Source organism: Mesorhizobium sp. WSM4814 (genome assembly GCF_055811595.1).
The window spans coordinates 1-16,673 of sequence record NZ_JBVVQT010000029.1 but is presented as its reverse complement, the minus strand read 5'-3'; the positions used below and the strand labels follow the sequence as shown (position 1 = coordinate 16,673).

At 63.6% G+C, this 16,673-nt stretch carries 13 protein-coding genes; 8 read left to right on the top strand and 5 right to left on the bottom strand.

Translation table 11 applies throughout. The features are described 5' to 3' along the window. Positions 1–8: 8 nt before the first annotated feature. The 4 genes from AC0L2V_RS28685 to tpiA form a co-directional block, all read right to left on the bottom strand. Positions 9–1,646, bottom strand: coding sequence for a CTP synthase (locus AC0L2V_RS28685; RefSeq protein WP_084646645.1), 1,638 nt, complete (start codon positions 1,644–1,646; stop codon positions 9–11). A 137-nt stretch (positions 1,647–1,783) separates the two neighbouring features. Further along, on the bottom strand, positions 1,784–2,902 hold the full coding sequence (locus AC0L2V_RS28680) for a L,D-transpeptidase (protein ID WP_473508454.1): 1,119 nt from the start codon (positions 2,900–2,902) through the stop codon (positions 1,784–1,786). Between the two features lie 211 nt (positions 2,903–3,113). Next, positions 3,114–3,572, bottom strand: a complete 459-nt coding sequence (gene secG, locus AC0L2V_RS28675; RefSeq protein WP_023801242.1) for a preprotein translocase subunit SecG — start codon at positions 3,570–3,572, stop codon at positions 3,114–3,116. Positions 3,573–3,818: 246 nt separating this feature from the next. Further along, positions 3,819–4,586 carry a triose-phosphate isomerase gene (gene tpiA, locus AC0L2V_RS28670; RefSeq protein ID WP_473508455.1) on the bottom strand — a complete coding sequence of 256 codons (768 nt, stop codon included), beginning with the start codon at positions 4,584–4,586 and terminating at the stop codon, positions 3,819–3,821. Between the two features lie 146 nt (positions 4,587–4,732). Between tpiA and AC0L2V_RS28665 the strand changes: the two genes are divergently transcribed. The 6 genes from AC0L2V_RS28665 (at position 4,733) to lexA (ending at position 11,114) form a co-directional block, all read left to right on the top strand. Next, on the top strand, positions 4,733–6,625 hold the full coding sequence (locus tag AC0L2V_RS28665) for a SurA N-terminal domain-containing protein (protein ID WP_473508456.1): 1,893 nt from the start codon (positions 4,733–4,735) through the stop codon (positions 6,623–6,625). Continuing rightward, positions 6,622–7,632, top strand: a complete 1,011-nt coding sequence (gene trpD / locus AC0L2V_RS28660; RefSeq protein WP_473508457.1) for an anthranilate phosphoribosyltransferase — start codon at positions 6,622–6,624, stop codon at positions 7,630–7,632. The genes AC0L2V_RS28665 and trpD overlap by 4 nt, the downstream gene beginning before the upstream one ends. A gap of 4 nt (positions 7,633–7,636) precedes the next feature. Continuing rightward, entirely contained in the window at positions 7,637–8,488 is an 852-nt protein-coding gene (trpC, locus tag AC0L2V_RS28655; RefSeq protein ID WP_473508458.1) for an indole-3-glycerol phosphate synthase TrpC, read from the top strand. Between the two features lie 66 nt (positions 8,489–8,554). Then, positions 8,555–9,052 carry a cyclic pyranopterin monophosphate synthase MoaC gene (moaC, locus tag AC0L2V_RS28650; protein WP_473508459.1) on the top strand — a complete coding sequence of 166 codons (498 nt, stop codon included), beginning with the start codon at positions 8,555–8,557 and terminating at the stop codon, positions 9,050–9,052. After that, complete coding sequence (locus AC0L2V_RS28645) at positions 9,052–10,257, top strand: molybdopterin molybdotransferase MoeA (protein WP_473508460.1); 1,206 nt, start codon at positions 9,052–9,054, stop codon at positions 10,255–10,257. The genes moaC and AC0L2V_RS28645 overlap by 1 nt, the downstream gene beginning before the upstream one ends. A gap of 104 nt (positions 10,258–10,361) precedes the next feature. Then, positions 10,362–11,114, top strand: a complete 753-nt coding sequence (lexA, locus tag AC0L2V_RS28640; RefSeq protein WP_027151887.1) for a transcriptional repressor LexA — start codon at positions 10,362–10,364, stop codon at positions 11,112–11,114. On the opposite strand, the gene AC0L2V_RS28635 is transcribed toward lexA, so the two are convergent. After that, complete coding sequence (locus AC0L2V_RS28635) at positions 11,108–13,564, bottom strand: ComEC/Rec2 family competence protein (protein ID WP_473521828.1); 2,457 nt, start codon at positions 13,562–13,564, stop codon at positions 11,108–11,110. The genes lexA and AC0L2V_RS28635 overlap by 7 nt on opposite strands. A gap of 103 nt (positions 13,565–13,667) precedes the next feature. Between AC0L2V_RS28635 and gltX the strand changes: the two genes are divergently transcribed. After that, entirely contained in the window at positions 13,668–15,092 is a 1,425-nt protein-coding gene (gltX, locus tag AC0L2V_RS28630) for a glutamate--tRNA ligase (RefSeq protein ID WP_473508461.1), read from the top strand. Between the two features lie 180 nt (positions 15,093–15,272). Then, positions 15,273–16,601, top strand: coding sequence for a citrate synthase (gene gltA / locus AC0L2V_RS28625; protein ID WP_031255684.1), 1,329 nt, complete (start codon positions 15,273–15,275; stop codon positions 16,599–16,601). Positions 16,602–16,673: the final 72 nt, after the last annotated feature.

The window sequence follows — 16,673 nt, the reverse complement described above, 5'->3', positions numbered from 1 at the left end:
CTGTCGATTTAGACCAAGCGGCTCTGCTCCACCGCCGCCTCGATGAAGCTGGCAAACAGCGGGTGCGGGTCAAGCGGCCGGCTTTTCAGCTCGGGATGATATTGCACGCCGATGAACCAGGGATGGTCGGGATATTCGACCGTTTCCGGCAGCACGCCGTCCGGCGACATGCCGGCAAAAACCAGGCCGCAATCTTCTAGCCGCTCCTTGTAGTCGACATTGACCTCGTAGCGGTGGCGGTGGCGCTCGGAAATCTGCGTGTCGCCATAGATCTCGGCGATCTTCGAGCCCCTGGCGAGGTCCGCCTGATAGGCACCGAGCCGCATGGTGCCGCCGAGATCGCCGGTTTCCCTGCGCTTCTCCAGCATGTTGCCTTTCAGCCATTCCGTCATCAGGCCGACGACCGGTTCCTCGGTCGGACCGAATTCGGTCGACGAGGCGTGCTTGACGCCGGCCAGCGAACGCGCTGCCTCGATGCAGGCCATCTGCATGCCGAAGCAGATGCCGAAATACGGCACTTTTCGCTCGCGGGCGAACTTCGCCGCAAGGATCTTGCCTTCCGCGCCGCGCTCGCCAAAACCGCCGGGGACCAGAATGCCGTGGACCTTTTCCAGCCACGGCGCCGGGTCTTCCTTCTCGAATATCTCGCTCTCGATCCAGTCGAGCTTGACCTTGACGCGGTTGGCGAGACCGCCATGCGACAGCGCCTCGATCAGCGATTTGTAGGCGTCCTTGAGGCCGGTATATTTGCCGACGACGGCGATGGTCACCTCGCCCTCCGGGTTGTGGATGCGTTTGGACACCGCTTGCCACGGCTCCATCCGCGGCTTCGGCGCCGGATCGATGCCGAAAGCGGCGAGCACTTCCGAATCCAGCCCTTCATTGTGATAGGCCATCGGCACGTCGTAGATGTGCGGCACGTCGAGCGCCTGGATGACCGCGCTCTCGCGCACATTGCAGAACAGCGACAGTTTGCGGCGCTCTTCCCTGGGGATGGGGCGGTCGGCGCGGACCAGCAGGATGTCGGGCGCGATGCCGATGCCGCGCAATTCCTTGACCGAATGCTGGGTCGGCTTGGTCTTCAATTCGCCCGCCGTTGGAATATAGGGCATCAGCGTCAGGTGCACGTAGACGGCGTTGTTGCGCGGCAGGTCGTTGCCAAGTTGGCGGATCGCCTCCAGAAACGGCATCGCCTCGATGTCGCCGACGGTGCCGCCGATCTCGCACAGGACGAAGTCATAGTCGTCATTGCCGTTGAGAATGAAATTCTTGATCTCGTCGGTGACATGCGGAATGACCTGCACGGTGGCGCCAAGATAATCGCCGCGTCGCTCCCGCTCGATGATATTCTTGTAGATGCGGCCCGTGGTGATGTTGTCCTGCTGGTTGGCCGAGCGGCCGGTGAACCGCTCATAATGGCCAAGATCGAGATCGGTCTCGGCGCCGTCATCCGTCACGAAGACTTCGCCATGCTGGTATGGCGACATCGTGCCGGGATCGACATTGAGATAGGGATCGAGCTTCTTGATGCGCGCGCGATAGCCTCGCGCCTGCAAGAGAGCCCCAAGGGCCGCTGCAGCGATGCCTTTTCCGAGTGAGGAAACCACGCCGCCTGTGATGAATACATATCGCGCCATGGGAGTCATCGCTTAACGCGGCCGAATTGATTCCGCCAGAGAAAAAACCGCCGCGAAGGCTTTTTCCCAAGAAGGCGCCCTGGTGATGCTCGAACCAAAGCAAAAGGGCCGGCGAGGCCGGCCCTTTTGTTTGACCCGTCAAGGCGTCAGATGATGACGACCCTGGTGCCCACTTTCACCCTGCGATAAAGGTCCATGACGTGCTCGTTGATCATGCGGAAACAGCCGTTGGAGGAGCTCGTCCCGATCGACTGCGGCGCAATGGTGCCGTGAATGCGCAGATGGGTGTCCTTCCTGCCGTCGTAGAGATAGATGGCGCGCGCGCCGAGCGGGTTATCGCCGCCGCCGGGCATGCCGTCCTTGTACCGGCCGTAATTCTTCGGCTCACGCTTCTGCATGTCGAGCGTCGGGATCCAGCGGGGCCATTCCTGCTTGTCGCCGACGGCGACCGTGCCCTTGAACTGCAGGCCGTCACGACCGACCGCAATCGCATAACGGCGGGCGGTCCAGGAGGATTCGACGAGATAGAGGCGGCGCGCACTCGTATCGATGACGATGGTGCCGGGGCTGTAGCCGGTGAACTCGACCTCTTGCGGCACGAACTCCGGCTTCACCTTGAACTGCTTCCTGGCTTCCTTGCTGGCGAGCGCGGCATCGAGGGCGCGGGTCTCGGGGAGCAGCGACATCGACGAGGACGTGCCGCCGAACAGGCCGGCGAACAGCCCGACGCGCTGGGGCTTCTGTCCGACCGGCTCGCTGCGCAATTCGCCGTTGTTGCCGGTCAGCGCGACGTTCATGGCCTCGGCGGGAATTGCCTCGGCCGACTGGATTGCGGCGATGGGTTGAATCGGGTCGATGATCTTGACCGGCCTGGCATCGGCCAGCCTGGCCTTGCCAGCGGACTTATCCTTCTTGACGAGGCCCTTCCTGGCAAGAAACGCCTGCCGTTCCGCGTCCGACCTGGCTTTGGCCGCCTCGCGCATCGCCAGCTTCCTTGCCTCGATCGCCTTTACTCGAGCAGACTGCTTGTCAGCCGCGATCTTGGCTTCGATCTTCCTGATCTGGGCAAGATCTGCCGCGCTCGGGTCTTTTTTCTTCTTGAGGAGCTTGAGTTGCGCCGTGTCGCTTTTGGCGGCGACGTAGACGACGTCAGTTGTGACTGCGGATTTAGGGGCCGAATTGCCCGCCGGCATGGCCGCGTAAGCGGGCGCACCAAGGCTGAGCACGGCCCAAAGGCCGGCTAAAATGAAGCTGCGAAGCTGCATGGCGAAGATCCGATCGTTCAATGCTTGTTGCCACGGCGTCGCCCGGCGTCCCCCAAGGACCCCGAATGTGCCGCGCGCAATCTATAATCGATTAATCGGAGACGCCTCAAGCGCCCTGGCGTGCCGCGCCCGGTCGAATCCTCGTGATCGTGCGGCATTTGCCGCGACTGTGTTCAAACAACAACAGATCGCGGCGACGGACGTCTGCTGATTACTGGTTTGGAACCTGCGGCGTTACTGGCTGGGTAGCGCCGTTTGTGGCCGGCGGCGTGGTCGCTCCCGCCGCTGGCGGTGCAGCGGGGGCCGGCGCTGCGGCATCATTGCCGGAAGGCGGCGTTGGCGCCGTATTGCCGGACGGCGGTGTCGGCGTCGTGGTGCCAGGCAACTGGTTGAGCACGCCGCCCCCGCCGTTCGTCACAGGCACGCGATCGAGAATGTCGATCGGCTTCTCGCCGTAACGGGCGACGATCGACAAGGTCAGCGAGGTGGCGAAGAACGCCGCCGCCAGGATCGCCGTCGCCCGCGTCAGCGCGTTGGCGGCACCGCGCGCGGTCATGAAGCCCGATCCGCCGCCGATGCCGAGGCCGCCGCCTTCGGAGCGCTGCAGCAGCACCACGCCGACAAGAGCGAGCACGACCATGAGGTGGACGACGATCAGTACGGTTTCCATAATTTATCCTGGCAAAGCCTTGCGCGGCCGCAGATACGACCGGTGATTTGGAGGCGGCTCAATACAATGCTTTGACGGCAATTCCAAGCCCGTGGCCGGAATATGGGAAGCAATGCGGCCGTTGCAACATTTTCCGCTGCGAAACAGTATCCGAAGTGCCCGACAGCCTTTCGATGCTAAAGCATGTCGCGCAAAAGCATGCCCTTGGGCCTGACCCCGCATTAGGCCGGCCAAACGCGACGCGCTTTAGGAGATATTTCGATAAGCTTCGGCAATGCCGAGAAAGTCCGCCGCCTTCAGGCTGGCGCCGCCGACCAGCGCGCCGTCGACGTTGTTTACGCCAAGCAGTTCGACCGCGTTCGACGGCTTGACCGATCCGCCATAGAGGATGCGCATCTTTGCCGCTGCGCTGCCAAGCCTTTCCGACAGTTTTTCGCGAATATGCGCATGCGCCTCAGCAACGTCGGCGACAGTCGGCGTCAGTCCCGTGCCGATCGCCCATACCGGCTCGTAGGCGATGACGGTATTCGATGCCGTTGCAGTCGGCGGCACCGAGCCGGCGACCTGGCGCGACAGCACGTCGAGCGTGGCGCCCGCCTCGCGCTCGGCTCTCGTCTCGCCGATGCAGATGATGGCAACCAGCCCGGCGCGCCACGCGGCGGACGCCTTTGCCTGGACAATGGCGTCGTCCTCATTGTGATCGGCGCGGCGTTCGGAATGGCCGACGATGACGTGGCTGGCGCCCGCATCTTTCAGCATCTCGGCCGAAATACAGCCGGTATGGGCGCCGCTCTCCTTGCTGTGGCAATCCTCGCCCCCGGCCCGGACCGGCGTGCGCGACAAGATCTCCGCGGCATGCGCAAGCAGCGTCGCCGGAACGCAGACCAGCGCTTCGGTCTCGGCATCGAGCCCGCTCATGAAGCCGTTGCCGATCATCCTGAGTTCGTTGAGCGAGGCGCTGGTGCCGTTCATTTTCCAGTTGCCAGCGACCAACGGGCGGATTCCAAGCGTCATGGGATTTGCTTCTCCGGGCAATATTCGGCTGCGTCCTCACTACCAAACTCAGCCCACAAAGCAATCGACAGTGGGCCGGAAGGACGCTATTGCGCTTGTTTCAGACTCGGCGCATGCGAAAATGCGCGAAAAAATCGGAAGTGACCATGCTTGGTATCTTGAGAAGCGCCGCGGGGACCTGGATCGCGAAAGCGCTGCTGATATTGTTGGTGTTGAGCTTCGCCGTCTGGGGCATTTCCGGACAGATGGTCGGTGGTTTTGCAGGCCACGACGCCGTTGTCACGGCCGGCGGCACTAAAGTGTCGATCAACGAGTATCGGCTGGCCTATGACCGGCAGATCAGCGTGATGTCGCAGCAATTCGGCCAGCGCATCAGCCGCGAGCAGGCGACGGCGCTCGGCCTCGACAACCAGGTGCTGGCGCAACTCGTGTCGGGCGCGGTCCTCGATGAGCAGGCCCGCAAGCTCGGGCTTGGGCTGTCCAAGGACCGGCTGGCCCAACTCACGCATGAAGACCCGGCCTTCAAGGGTCCCGGCGGCAACTTCGACAGAAGGACTTTCGAATACATACTGCAACAGGTCGGCATGCGGCCGGAAGACTATCTCAGGAATCGCGCCCAGCTGGCTGTGCGCCAGCAGATCGTCGAGGCGGTTTCGGACGGCCTCAAGGCCCCGAATACGTTCTTGAGGGCGGTGGCGCTTTATCGTGGCGAAGACCGCACCATCGACTATTTGACCTTGCCGAAATCGCTGGTCGAGCCGATCGAAGCGCCATCCGACACTACGCTTTCGGCCTATTTCGAGGAAAACAAGAAGACCTATGCGGCGCCCGAATACCGCAAATTCTCCTATGTCAGGCTCGAGCCGGAAGACATCATGGATGTGAGTGCTGTGACCGACCAGCAGGTCAGCGACGACTACAACAAGAACAAGGGGCGCTACACCACGCCGGAAACGCGCACCATCGAACAGCTCGTGTTCAAAACGCCCGATGCCGCGAAGGCCGCGCTCGATTCACTCGAGACCGGCGCGACCTTCGACAAACTCGTCGCCGCCGAGGGCAAGACGCAGGCCGACACGCTGCTCGGCACGCTGTCCAAGGACAAGATCGCCGACAAGGCGGTGGCGGATGCGGCCTTTGCGCTCAAGGTCAACGAAGTCAGCCCGGTCGTTCAGGGCGCCTTCGGTCCGGTTCTGCTGCGCGTCACCGAGATCAAGCCCGAAGTGGTGAAGCCGCTGGCCGAAGTGGCCGCCGACATCCGCAAGGACCTGGCGCTCGGCGAGGCAAGCCGCATTCTGCTCGACGTCCATGACAGCTACGAAGATAGCCGCGCTTCGGGCAGCACGCTCAAGGAAGCGGCCGAAAAGCTGAAGCTGAAGGTCGTCACCGTCGACGCGATCGATCGCACCGGCCTGAGGCCGGACGGCGCCATCGTCAAGGATCTGCCGGAATCGCCGGAGCTCATCAAGGCGGTGTTCGATGCCGAACCCGGCACCGAGAATCCCGACCTCACCACCGCCAACAATGGCTTCGTGTTCTACGAGGTGGATTCGGTCACGCCGGCCCGCGACCGCACGCTGGATGAAGTCCGCCAGAAGGTAGTGGCCGACTGGACGGCGGCGGAAACGACCAAGCGGCTCACCGCAAAAGCGCAGGAGCTCGAAAAGCGTCTCGAGGCCGGCACCACGCTCGACGTGATCGCGAGCGAGCTCAAGCTTGAGAAGCAGACCAAGCGCGGCGTCAAGCGCGGGGCGGACGACGCCGAATTCGGCAAGGAAGGGGCGGCTGCGATGTTCGGCGAAGGCGAAGGCGGGACCGGATTGATCTCCTCGCCCACCGGCGACGGACAGATCCTGTTCAGGATCGCCGAAGTCTTCGAGCCTGCCGGTGCCGACGCCAGCTCGGTGCCGGACGACGCGCAGAAATCGTTCACCGCCGGCATGTCCGACGACCTGCTCGACCAGTTGGTGGCGCAGCTGCAGACGCAATATGACGTTCGCATCGACCAGACCGCCGTTGCCCAAGCCCTGACCAGATGAGCGCGCTCAAGACCCATATCGCCAAGGTCGCCGCCGGCAGCTCGCTTTCCTTCGAGGAAGCGCGCGATGCCTTCGACATCATCATGTCGGGCGACGCTACGCCCGGCCAGATCGGCGGCTTCCTGATGGCGCTGCGCGTGCGCGGCGAGACGGTGAGCGAGATTTCCGGCGCTGTCGCCACCATGCGCGCCAAGATGCTGCGCGTCGACGCGCCGGCTGGCGCCATCGACATCGTCGGCACCGGCGGCGACAATTCGCACAGCGTCAACATCTCGACCGCATCCGCCTTCGTCATCGCCGCCTGCGGCGTGCCGGTGGCCAAGCACGGCAATCGCGGACTGTCCTCGCAGACCGGCGCCGCCGACGTGCTGACCGCGCTCGGCGTCAAGCTCGACATCCCGCCGGAAACGATCGGCCGCTGCATCCACGACGCAGGCGTCGGCTTCATGTTCGCGCCGGCGCATCATCCGGCGATGAAGCATGTCGGCCCGATCCGCGTCGAGCTCGGCACCCGCACCATCTTCAACCTGCTTGGCCCGCTCTCCAATCCGGCTGGTGTCGTCAGGCAGATGGTTGGCGTCTTCTTGCCGGAATGGATTATTCCGGTGGCCGAGACGTTGAAGGCACTGGGCGCCGACCACGCCTGGGTCGCCCATGGCGACGGCTATGACGAGATCACCACCACCGGCGAAACCCAGGTCGCCGAACTGGTCGGCGGCGAGATCCGCAGCTTTACGCTGACCCCGGAAGCGGTCGGGCTGAAGCGGCATACCAAGGACGAGTTGCGCGGCGGCGATGCCGCCTACAACGCCCAGGCGCTGCGCGACATGCTGGGCGGCGCTGCCGGTGCCTTTCGCGATACGGTGCTGATGAACGCCGGCGCCGGACTGGTGGTGGCGGGAAAGGCGACGACGCTTGCCGATGGCATGGCGACGGCGGCGCAAGCCATCGACAGCGGCCGGGCGCTGAAGGTGCTTGACCGGCTGGTCGAGATTTCGAACGGATAGCGCCGTGTCTGATATCCTGCGCAAGATCGAAGCCTACAAGCGCGACGAGATCGCGGCGGCGAAGGCGCGGGTGCCGCTTGCCGAAATCAAGGCGCGGGCAAAGGATACCGACGCACCACGCGGCTTTCTCTCGGCCCTTGAAGCCAAACGCAAATCCGGCAGTTTCGCGCTGATCGCCGAGATCAAGAAGGCGAGCCCGTCCAAGGGCCTGATCCGCGCCGATTTCGATCCGCCGGCGCTGGCCAGGGCCTATGCCAAAGGTGGGGCTGCCTGCCTCTCGGTGCTGACCGATGCGCCGTCTTTCCAAGGGGCGCCTGAATTCCTCACCAATGCGCGCAGCGCCGTGACATTGCCGGCTTTGCGCAAGGATTTTCTATTCGAGCCCTATCAGGTGTTCGAGGCCCGTGCGTGGGGCGCGGACGCCATCCTGATCATCATGGCGAGCGTCGATGACGCCGTGGCCAGGGAACTCGAGACGACGGCGTTCGAGCTCGGCATGGATGCGCTGGTCGAGGTGCATGACGAGGCCGAGACGGAACGCGCGCTGAAACTGTCGTCGCGGCTGATCGGCATCAACAACCGCAATCTGCGGACGTTCGAAACCAGCATCGAGACATCGGAGCGGCTCGCGGCGATGGTGCCGGCCGACCGGCTGCTGGTCAGCGAGAGCGGTATTTTCTCGCACCAGGACTGCCGCAGGCTGGAACGGAGCGACATTGGCACTTTCCTCGTCGGCGAGAGCCTGATGCGGCAACAGGACGTGGCCACTGCGACGCACCTGCTTTTGACGGGCAAGGCGCCCGCCAATGCATCTGCCCGAAAATCGGAATCGATGTTCGGAGAGCATGATGCATAGATGCAAAGCGTCAGAGTGTACTTTGTGCGTCCAAACGGACGCACGTCGCTCCAGGGTGACCTGACGATGTCGGCCGCCCTCACCCATCTTGGCGCGAAAGGCGAAGCCAATATGGTCGATGTCGGCGACAAGGCGGAGACGACCCGCACGGCAATCGCCGAAGGTCTTGTCTCGATGCGGCCCGAAACGCTGAAAATGATTCTCGACGGCGATGCCAAGAAGGGCGACGTGCTGGGCACGGCGCGCATCGCCGGCATCATGGCGGCCAAGAGGACGCATGAACTGATCCCGCTCTGCCATCCGCTGCTGTTGACCAAGGTATCGGTAGACATCGAACCTGACGCGACGGTGCCCGGCCTGAAGGTCACGGCGCTGGCCCGCGTCACCGGCAAGACCGGCGTCGAGATGGAAGCGCTGACCGCCGTCTCGGTCGCCTGCCTGACCATCTATGATATGGCCAAGGCGGTCGATCGCGGCATGGCGATCTCCGGCATCAGGCTGGTGGAAAAAACCGGCGGCAAATCCGGCGACTACAAGGCGGATGCCCAGGGGGCAGGCCAATAATGGCGCTGCTGGCGGTCGCCGAGGCGCTCGAGCACCTGCTTGCGGATGCTGCGCCCTTGCAGGCTGAAAGCGTCGCCCTGATGGATGCCGCCGACCGCGTGCTGGCGGAGCCGCTCATGGCGCTCCGCACCCAGCCGCCATTCAACGCGTCGGCCATGGACGGCTATGCCGTGCGGGCCGACGATGTCGCGTCCGTGCCCGCGAGACTTTCGGTGATCGGCATGGCGCCGGCCGGACGAGGCTTTGCCGGAACAGTCGGCCCGGCGCAGGCCGTGCGCATCTTCACCGGCGCGCCGCTTCCTGCAGGCGCCGACACCATCGTCATCCAGGAGAATGTCCGCGACCTCGGCGGCGGCATGGTCGAAGTGACCGCGCCCACGGTTGAAGGCCGCAACATCCGCCGCCTCGGGCTCGATTTCTCGAAGGGCGACGCGCTGCTGGAGAAAGGCCGCCTGCTTGATCCGGCGGCATTGTCGCTGGCGGCGTCGGCCAACCACCAGCAGGTCCGCGTGGTGAAACGGCCGCTGGTCGCCATCATCGCCACCGGCGACGAATTGCTGCCGCCGGGCAGCGACCTTGGCCCCGACCAGATCATCTCCTCCAATGCGTATGGCGTCGCCGCCGCGGCCCGCTCGGTCGGCGCCAGCGCACTCGATCTCGGCATCGCCCCCGACCGCAAGGAGGCGATCGCCGCGCTGGTGACAAAAGCCGTCGACGCAGGCGCGGACGTCATCGTCACGCTGGGCGGCGCCTCGGTCGGGGACCATGACCTCGTCCATGACGTGCTGACCGGCGAAGGCATGGCGCTTGATTTCTGGAAAATCGCCATGCGGCCCGGCAAGCCACTGATGTTCGGGCGGCTGGGCGCCATCCGCTGCATCGGCCTGCCCGGCAATCCGGTGGCCAGCCTGGTCTGCACGCAGCTCTTTCTGAAGCCGCTGCTGGCGCGGCTCGGCGGCCGCGCCTTCCGCCAGGACATGCGTCAGGCGCGGCTCGGCGCCGCCATGCCGGCCAACGATCTCAGGCAGGACTATGTACGCGCGGTGGTGAAGGAAGAAGCCGGCACGCTTGAGGCAACGCCGTTCAGTATCCAGGATTCCTCGATGCTCAGAATGCTGGCCGACGCCAACGGACTGGTCGTGCGCGAGCCATTCGCTCCCGCAGCCGCAGCGGGCGCCGCCTGCAGCGTGCTGATGCTACGCTGAACAAAACGTCAACACATTCATTAAACTTTAAATGGTTGCGGAACACAACTGGAACAGATAGTGTTTGTTCTGGGTTTGTTTTTCTGATTCTGTTGGGGGTCGCGATGCTGACACGCAAACAACATGAACTGCTGATGTTCATTCACGAACGACTGAAGGAAAGCGGCATTCCGCCCTCGTTCGACGAGATGAAGGAAGCGCTCGACCTCGCCTCCAAATCGGGGATCCACCGGCTGATCACGGCGCTGGAGGAACGCGGTTTCATTCGCCGCCTGCCCAACCGCGCCCGCGCGCTGGAGGTGCTGCGGCTGCCCGATTCGATCGCGCCGGGCCTCAATGCGGCGCGCAAATTCTCGCCGAGCGTCATTCAAGGCAGCCTTGGCCAGGGCGGGCTTGGACAGGGCGGCCTCGGACGGCAGATCAAGCCGGCGCCTTCGCGCATGCGTGCCGCCGGCAATGACGACGACGTCGTTGCCACCGTCTCCATACCGGTGATGGGCCGCATCGCTGCCGGTGTGCCGATCGACGCCATCCAGCACCAGACGCATTCGATCTCGGTGCCACCGGACATGATCACCGGCGGCACGCACTACGCGCTGGAGGTCAAGGGTGATTCGATGATCGAGGCCGGCATCTTCGACGGCGACACGGTCATCATCCGCAACGCCGACACCGCGCAGCCTGGCGAGATCATTGTCGCTCTGGTCGACGAGGAGGAAGCGACGCTGAAACGATTCCGCCGCAAAGGTGCCTCGATCGCACTGGAAGCCGCCAATCCGGCCTACGAGACGCGCATCTTCGGGCCGGACCGGGTCAAGGTGCAGGGCAAGCTCGTCGGACTGATCCGGCGTTACTGAAGGGCAGGCTTCTGGGGTTTCTCGGCCCTGCGGTATGGCGGCAGGCCCCTCGCCTCGCGCGAAAATCGCCGCTGCTCATGCCAGGGCCTGTATGGCTGTCTGACGGCAAAACGGATTTCTGCGCGCGTCGTCGCCGATAGCGGATCGAAGAAGACGGCGGCACTGCCCATGCGAGCGAGCTGCCGTTTGGTGACGACGAGAACCAGCGGGTTGCGGCAGGGTTTGTAATAGGCTGTGGCGTCGTCGATGACGATCAAATCCGCAAAGGCACAGGCCGGCCGCGCGGTTTTGCGGTTGTCGGCGAGCGCAATGAGCGCGCCGGACGGATGCCGGGCCAAGCACAGGCCGGCAGTGCAGGTGAAAGGCGCTCCCGGCGGCAGGTCGGCCGGGTCGGCGATGTCGAACTGCACATCTCCTTTTTCGAATGTCTCCGGCTCGACGATCGTTGTTGAAACCAGCGCATGTTTCCAGTTGTCGGTGGTGAATTCGTTCGAACGCATCCGGTTGACGGCAAGTTCGCCGCCGCCGATCGGCAGCGCCACCAGGTGCGCATCCTCCGAGATCAGCACGTCGGGGGTGCGCGTCTCGGAAATCGTCAGCAGGCCGGCGAGCGCAAAGGGAAGTGCGGCAAGCCGCAGCCACGTCGTCGCCATCGTGGCGATGACCAGGGCGACCGTCACCAGCAGAACCGATTGCAACGAAATCAGTCCGACTGCATCGATCGGCGAACGCTCCGAGATCCATCCCGAAATTGCGATCATCGCCGTCAGGCCCTTGCCCATCATGTAGAGGAAGGGGCCGTCGAGGCCGAAAGGCATTGACAGGGCGCTGAGGACGGCCAGGAACATGACGATCGTGACGATCGGCATGACGGCCAGATTGGCGAACAGGCTGAGCGGCGAGACGCGCTGGAAGTGCCAGATGGCGAAGAGCGCGGTGGCGCTGCCGGCAATGATGGAGGTCATTGCGATGGTGCCTGCCCCGGCGACGACCTTGCGCGTGACGAAAGCGGCCGGTGACCGTCGCTGTCGCGGCGCCTTGGCCTTGTCGGCACGATAGTCGGACCAACCGGCATAGGCGCCCACGAGAGCCGCAGTCGCGGCGAACGACATCTGGAAGCTTGCGCCGACCACCTCGTGCGGCGACACGACGATAACGGCGATGGCCGAAATCGCCAGGTTGCGCATGGTGAGTGCCGCCCGGTCGAACAGCACGGCGACAAGCATTACCGCCAGCATGATGAAGCTGCGTTCAGCCGCGACCACGATACCGGAAAAGATCAGATAGGCAGCGATGGAGACGAGTGCGGCAGCAGCCGCATATTTCTTGACCGGCCGGCGCGACGAAAAGTCGGGAAACAGCGCAAAGGCGCCGCGCAGCAATCCCATGACGGTGCCGGCGACAAGCGCCATGTGCAGGCCGGAAATGGAGATGATGTGGTAGATGCCGGTGCGCCGCATCGATTCGTTTATCTCTTCGGGGATGCCGGCACGCACGCCGACGATCAACGCAGCGGCAATCTCCCCCTCGGCACCACCGATGCTGTCCCTGATATGGTCGGCGATGGTTTCGCGCGCCTTCTCGATCGACGAAGAAAGGCGTGCGGATAACGGTGCATCTTCGGAGACGACGATCTTTGGACTGCCGAGGAAAAAGCCACTGGCACCGATACCGGCGAAATAGCTGTCGAAGGAGAAGTCAAAGCTGTCCGGTCTGACCGGGCCAGTTGGAGGCAGAAGCCTCACATAGCCGGTTGCCACCGAGCCTGCGGTCATCTCAGCGGGAATCTTGCGTGCCGACACCCTGACACGTTCGGGTGCATAACGCAGTGTCGGCCGGGCGGTCGACATCACGTCGATGGTCAGCCTGATCCGGCCGTTCGCCATCTGGTCGAGCCTGACCACACGGCCGGTCAGCCGGGTCTGGATTTCCGAACCGAGCATCTTCGTTCCGGCGCGCCAGGTTTCAACCTTGGCGGCGAGCACACCAAGCGCGCACAGCAACGCTGCCATGAAGCACAGATGCGTTTTGCGGCGTGAGCGCGTGACGGCCGCACACAATGCCGTGAGGACCACGACGGCGACGGGCTGGGCAAAGTCCGGTTCGACGGCAAGCGAAAAATAGACGATCACCCCGCATGCCAGAAAAACCGGCACCAGCAGGAAGGCGACGCCGCGGTCGAGTTCCAGGCCGGCTGCCGAGGCCACGCTGTTGCGGACACCGGATGGTGAAAGATGGCTGAGCTGTCGGCGAAAACGAATGACAGGGCCGGGTGCTGGAGCCGGTATCGGCGCCGAGCGATCCGGCGAAAGAGGCTGGATGCCCGGCGGCGACGCAGGCAGCGAAACGGGTAGCGGCTCAGCGTGAGGAACGTCGGCGAACAGCGATCGTTCGCTGACGCTTGCGTTCGCGCCCTCGCTCTCGTCCACGCCGCGGCCTGGTCCAGCCATAGGGTTCGCCCCTTGCGCCCTTGACCTCCTATGCTACATGAACGCGCAACGCGCGAAAGTCCGCGCAGCCACATCCGTTTCCTGCGCTTGCCCCGAGAGTTCCATGTCCGACAAGGTCGTCACCCGTTTTGCCCCTTCGCCCACCGGATTCCTGCATATTGGCGGGGCGCGCACGGCGCTGTTCAACTGGCTGTATGCGAAACACACCGGCGGCAGGATGCTGCTGCGCATCGAGGACACCGATCGCGAGCGTTCGACCGATGCGGCAACCGCTGCCATCCTCGATGGGCTCTCCTGGCTCGGCCTCACCTGGGACGGCGAGCCGGTATCGCAGTTCGAGCGCGCGCCGCGCCACCGCGCGGTCGCCGAGGAGCTGGTGCGCCTCGGCAAAGCCTATTACTGCTATGCGGCGCCCGCTGAGTTGGAGGCAATGCGCGAGAGTGCGCGGGCCAAGGGCTTGCCTCCCCGCTATGACGGCCGCTGGCGCGACCGCGACCCGTCAGAGGCGCCGGTTGGCGCCAGGGGCGCGATCCGCATCAAGGCGCCGGCCGAAGGCGAGACGGTGGTGCATGACCGCGTGCAGGGCGAAGTCCGCTTCCCCAACAAGGACCTCGACGATTTCATCATCCTACGCTCGGACGGCAACCCGACCTATATGCATGCCGTCGTCGTCGACGACCACGACATGGGCATCACCCACATCATCCGCGGCGACGACCATCTGACCAATGCCGCCCGCCAGATGGTGATCTATCGAGCCTTGGGCTGGGAGGTGCCGTCAATGGCGCATATCCCGCTGATCCATGGCGCCGACGGCGCCAAGCTGTCGAAGCGGCACGGCGCCCTCGGCGTCGAAGCCTATCGCGCCATGGGCTATCTGCCCGAGGCACTGCTCAACTACCTGGCGCGGCTCGGCTGGAGCCACGGCGACGACGAGGTCATGTCGATCGCCGACATGATTGCGTGGTTCGACATCGGCGATGTCAACAAGGGGGCCGCCCGCTTCGACTTCGCCAAGCTCGAGGCGCTGAACGGCGTGCATATGCGGCGCATGAACGACGCCGAATTGCTCGATATCTTCATCAACACCTTGCCCTATCTCGAAGGCGGCCCGGCGATCGCAGCGCGCCTCGACGACACACGCAAGGCGCAGTTGCTGGCCGCCCTGCCCGGCTTGAAGGAGCGCGCCAAGACGCTGGTCGAGCTGGTTGACGGTGCCGCCTTCCTGTTTGCCGAGCGGCCGCTGCCGATCGACGAGAAGGCGGCGGCGCTGCTCGGCGGTGAGGCGCGCGAGATCCTGCGGGGCGCCCATGCGGCGCTGAAGGCGATTTCAGGGGATTGGACGGCCGCAGCGGCCGAAGCGGCGATCCGCCAATATGCGCTCGCCGGCGGCCATAAGCTTGGCGCTGTGGCCCAACCTCTGCGCGCGGCGCTCACCGGCAAGAGCACCTCGCCCGGCGTGTTCGACGTGCTTGCCGTGCTTGGCCGCGAGGAAAGCCTGGCGCGCGTCGCGGATCAAATCGATTAGCAAAACTGGCCCAAGAAGATTGGCATTGAAAGGTGGGTTTCGCAGTGCAACATTAGGTCTTGGCCCAATTTGGCACGCAATCCAATTGCGGGCGCAAACGCGCGAACTCCGATACTTTCGACGTGTTGCGTTGCAGAAATTTTGCCTTTGCCGACATGAGAAAACAAAAAGGAGTTTGCAATGTCCGAAGCTGCGACAAAAATGGAATTTGGCGGCAAAACCCACGCGTCGACCGCGAAACTTGAATTCGGCGGCAAAACCCACGAACTCAAGGTGCGAAGCGGCTCGGTCGGACCTGACGTCATCGATATCGGCGCGCTTTACAGCACCACCGGGGCCTTCACCTACGATCCCGGCTTCACCTCGACAGCAAGTTGCGAGTCGGAAATCACCTTCATCGATGGCGATGCCGGCATCCTTTTGCATCGCGGTTATCCGATCGACCAGTTGGCCGAGCACGGCGACTTCCTCGAAGTCTGTTATCTCCTGCTCTACGGCGAACTGCCGACCAAGGCGCAGAAAGACGATTTCGACTACCGGGTGACGCGCCACACCATGGTGCACGAGCAGATGTCGCGCTTCTTCACCGGCTTTCGCCGCGACGCCCACCCGATGGCGGTGATGTGCGGCGTGGTCGGTGCGCTGTCAGCTTTCTATCACGATTCCACCGACATCTCGGACCCTTACCAGCGCATGGTCGCATCGATGCGGCTGATCGCCAAGATGCCGACGATCGCGGCGATGGCTTACAAATACCACATCGGCCAGCCCTTCATTTACCCGAAGAACGAGCTGAATTTCGCGGCCAACTTCCTGCATATGTGCTTTGCCGTGCCGTGCGAGGAATACAAGATCAACCCGGTGCTGGCGCGTGCGATGGAGCGCATCTTCATCCTGCACGCCGATCACGAGCAGAACGCCTCGACCTCGACCGTTCGCCTCGCCGGCTCGTCCGGCGCCAATCCGTTCGCCTGCATCGCCGCCGGCATCGCCTGCCTGTGGGGACCGGCCCATGGCGGCGCCAACGAGGCAGCCTTGAACATGCTGGGCGAGATCGGCCAAGTCGACCACATCCCGGAGTTCATCGCCCGCGCCAAGGATAAGAACGATCCGTTCCGATTGATGGGCTTTGGCCACCGCGTCTACAAAAACTACGATCCGCGCGCCAAGATCATGCAGAAGACCGCACATGAGGTCTTGGGCGAACTCGGCATCAAGGACGATCCGCTGCTCGACATCGCCATGGAACTGGAAAGGATCGCTCTGACCGATTCCTATTTCATCGAGAAGAAGCTTTATCCGAACGTCGATTTCTATTCCGGCATCACGCTGAAGGCGCTGGGCTTCCCCACCACCATGTTCACCGTGCTGTTCGCGGTCGCCCGCACCGTCGGCTGGATCGCGCAGTGGAAGGAGATGATCGAGGATCCGCACCAGAAGATCGGCCGCCCGCGCCAGCTCTATACAGGTGCGCCGGAACGCGACTACGTGCCGATTGCTAAACGGTGAATAGTGAATAGTGAATAGTGAATAGTGAATAGTGAATAGTGAATAGTGAATAGTGAATAGTGAATAGTGAAT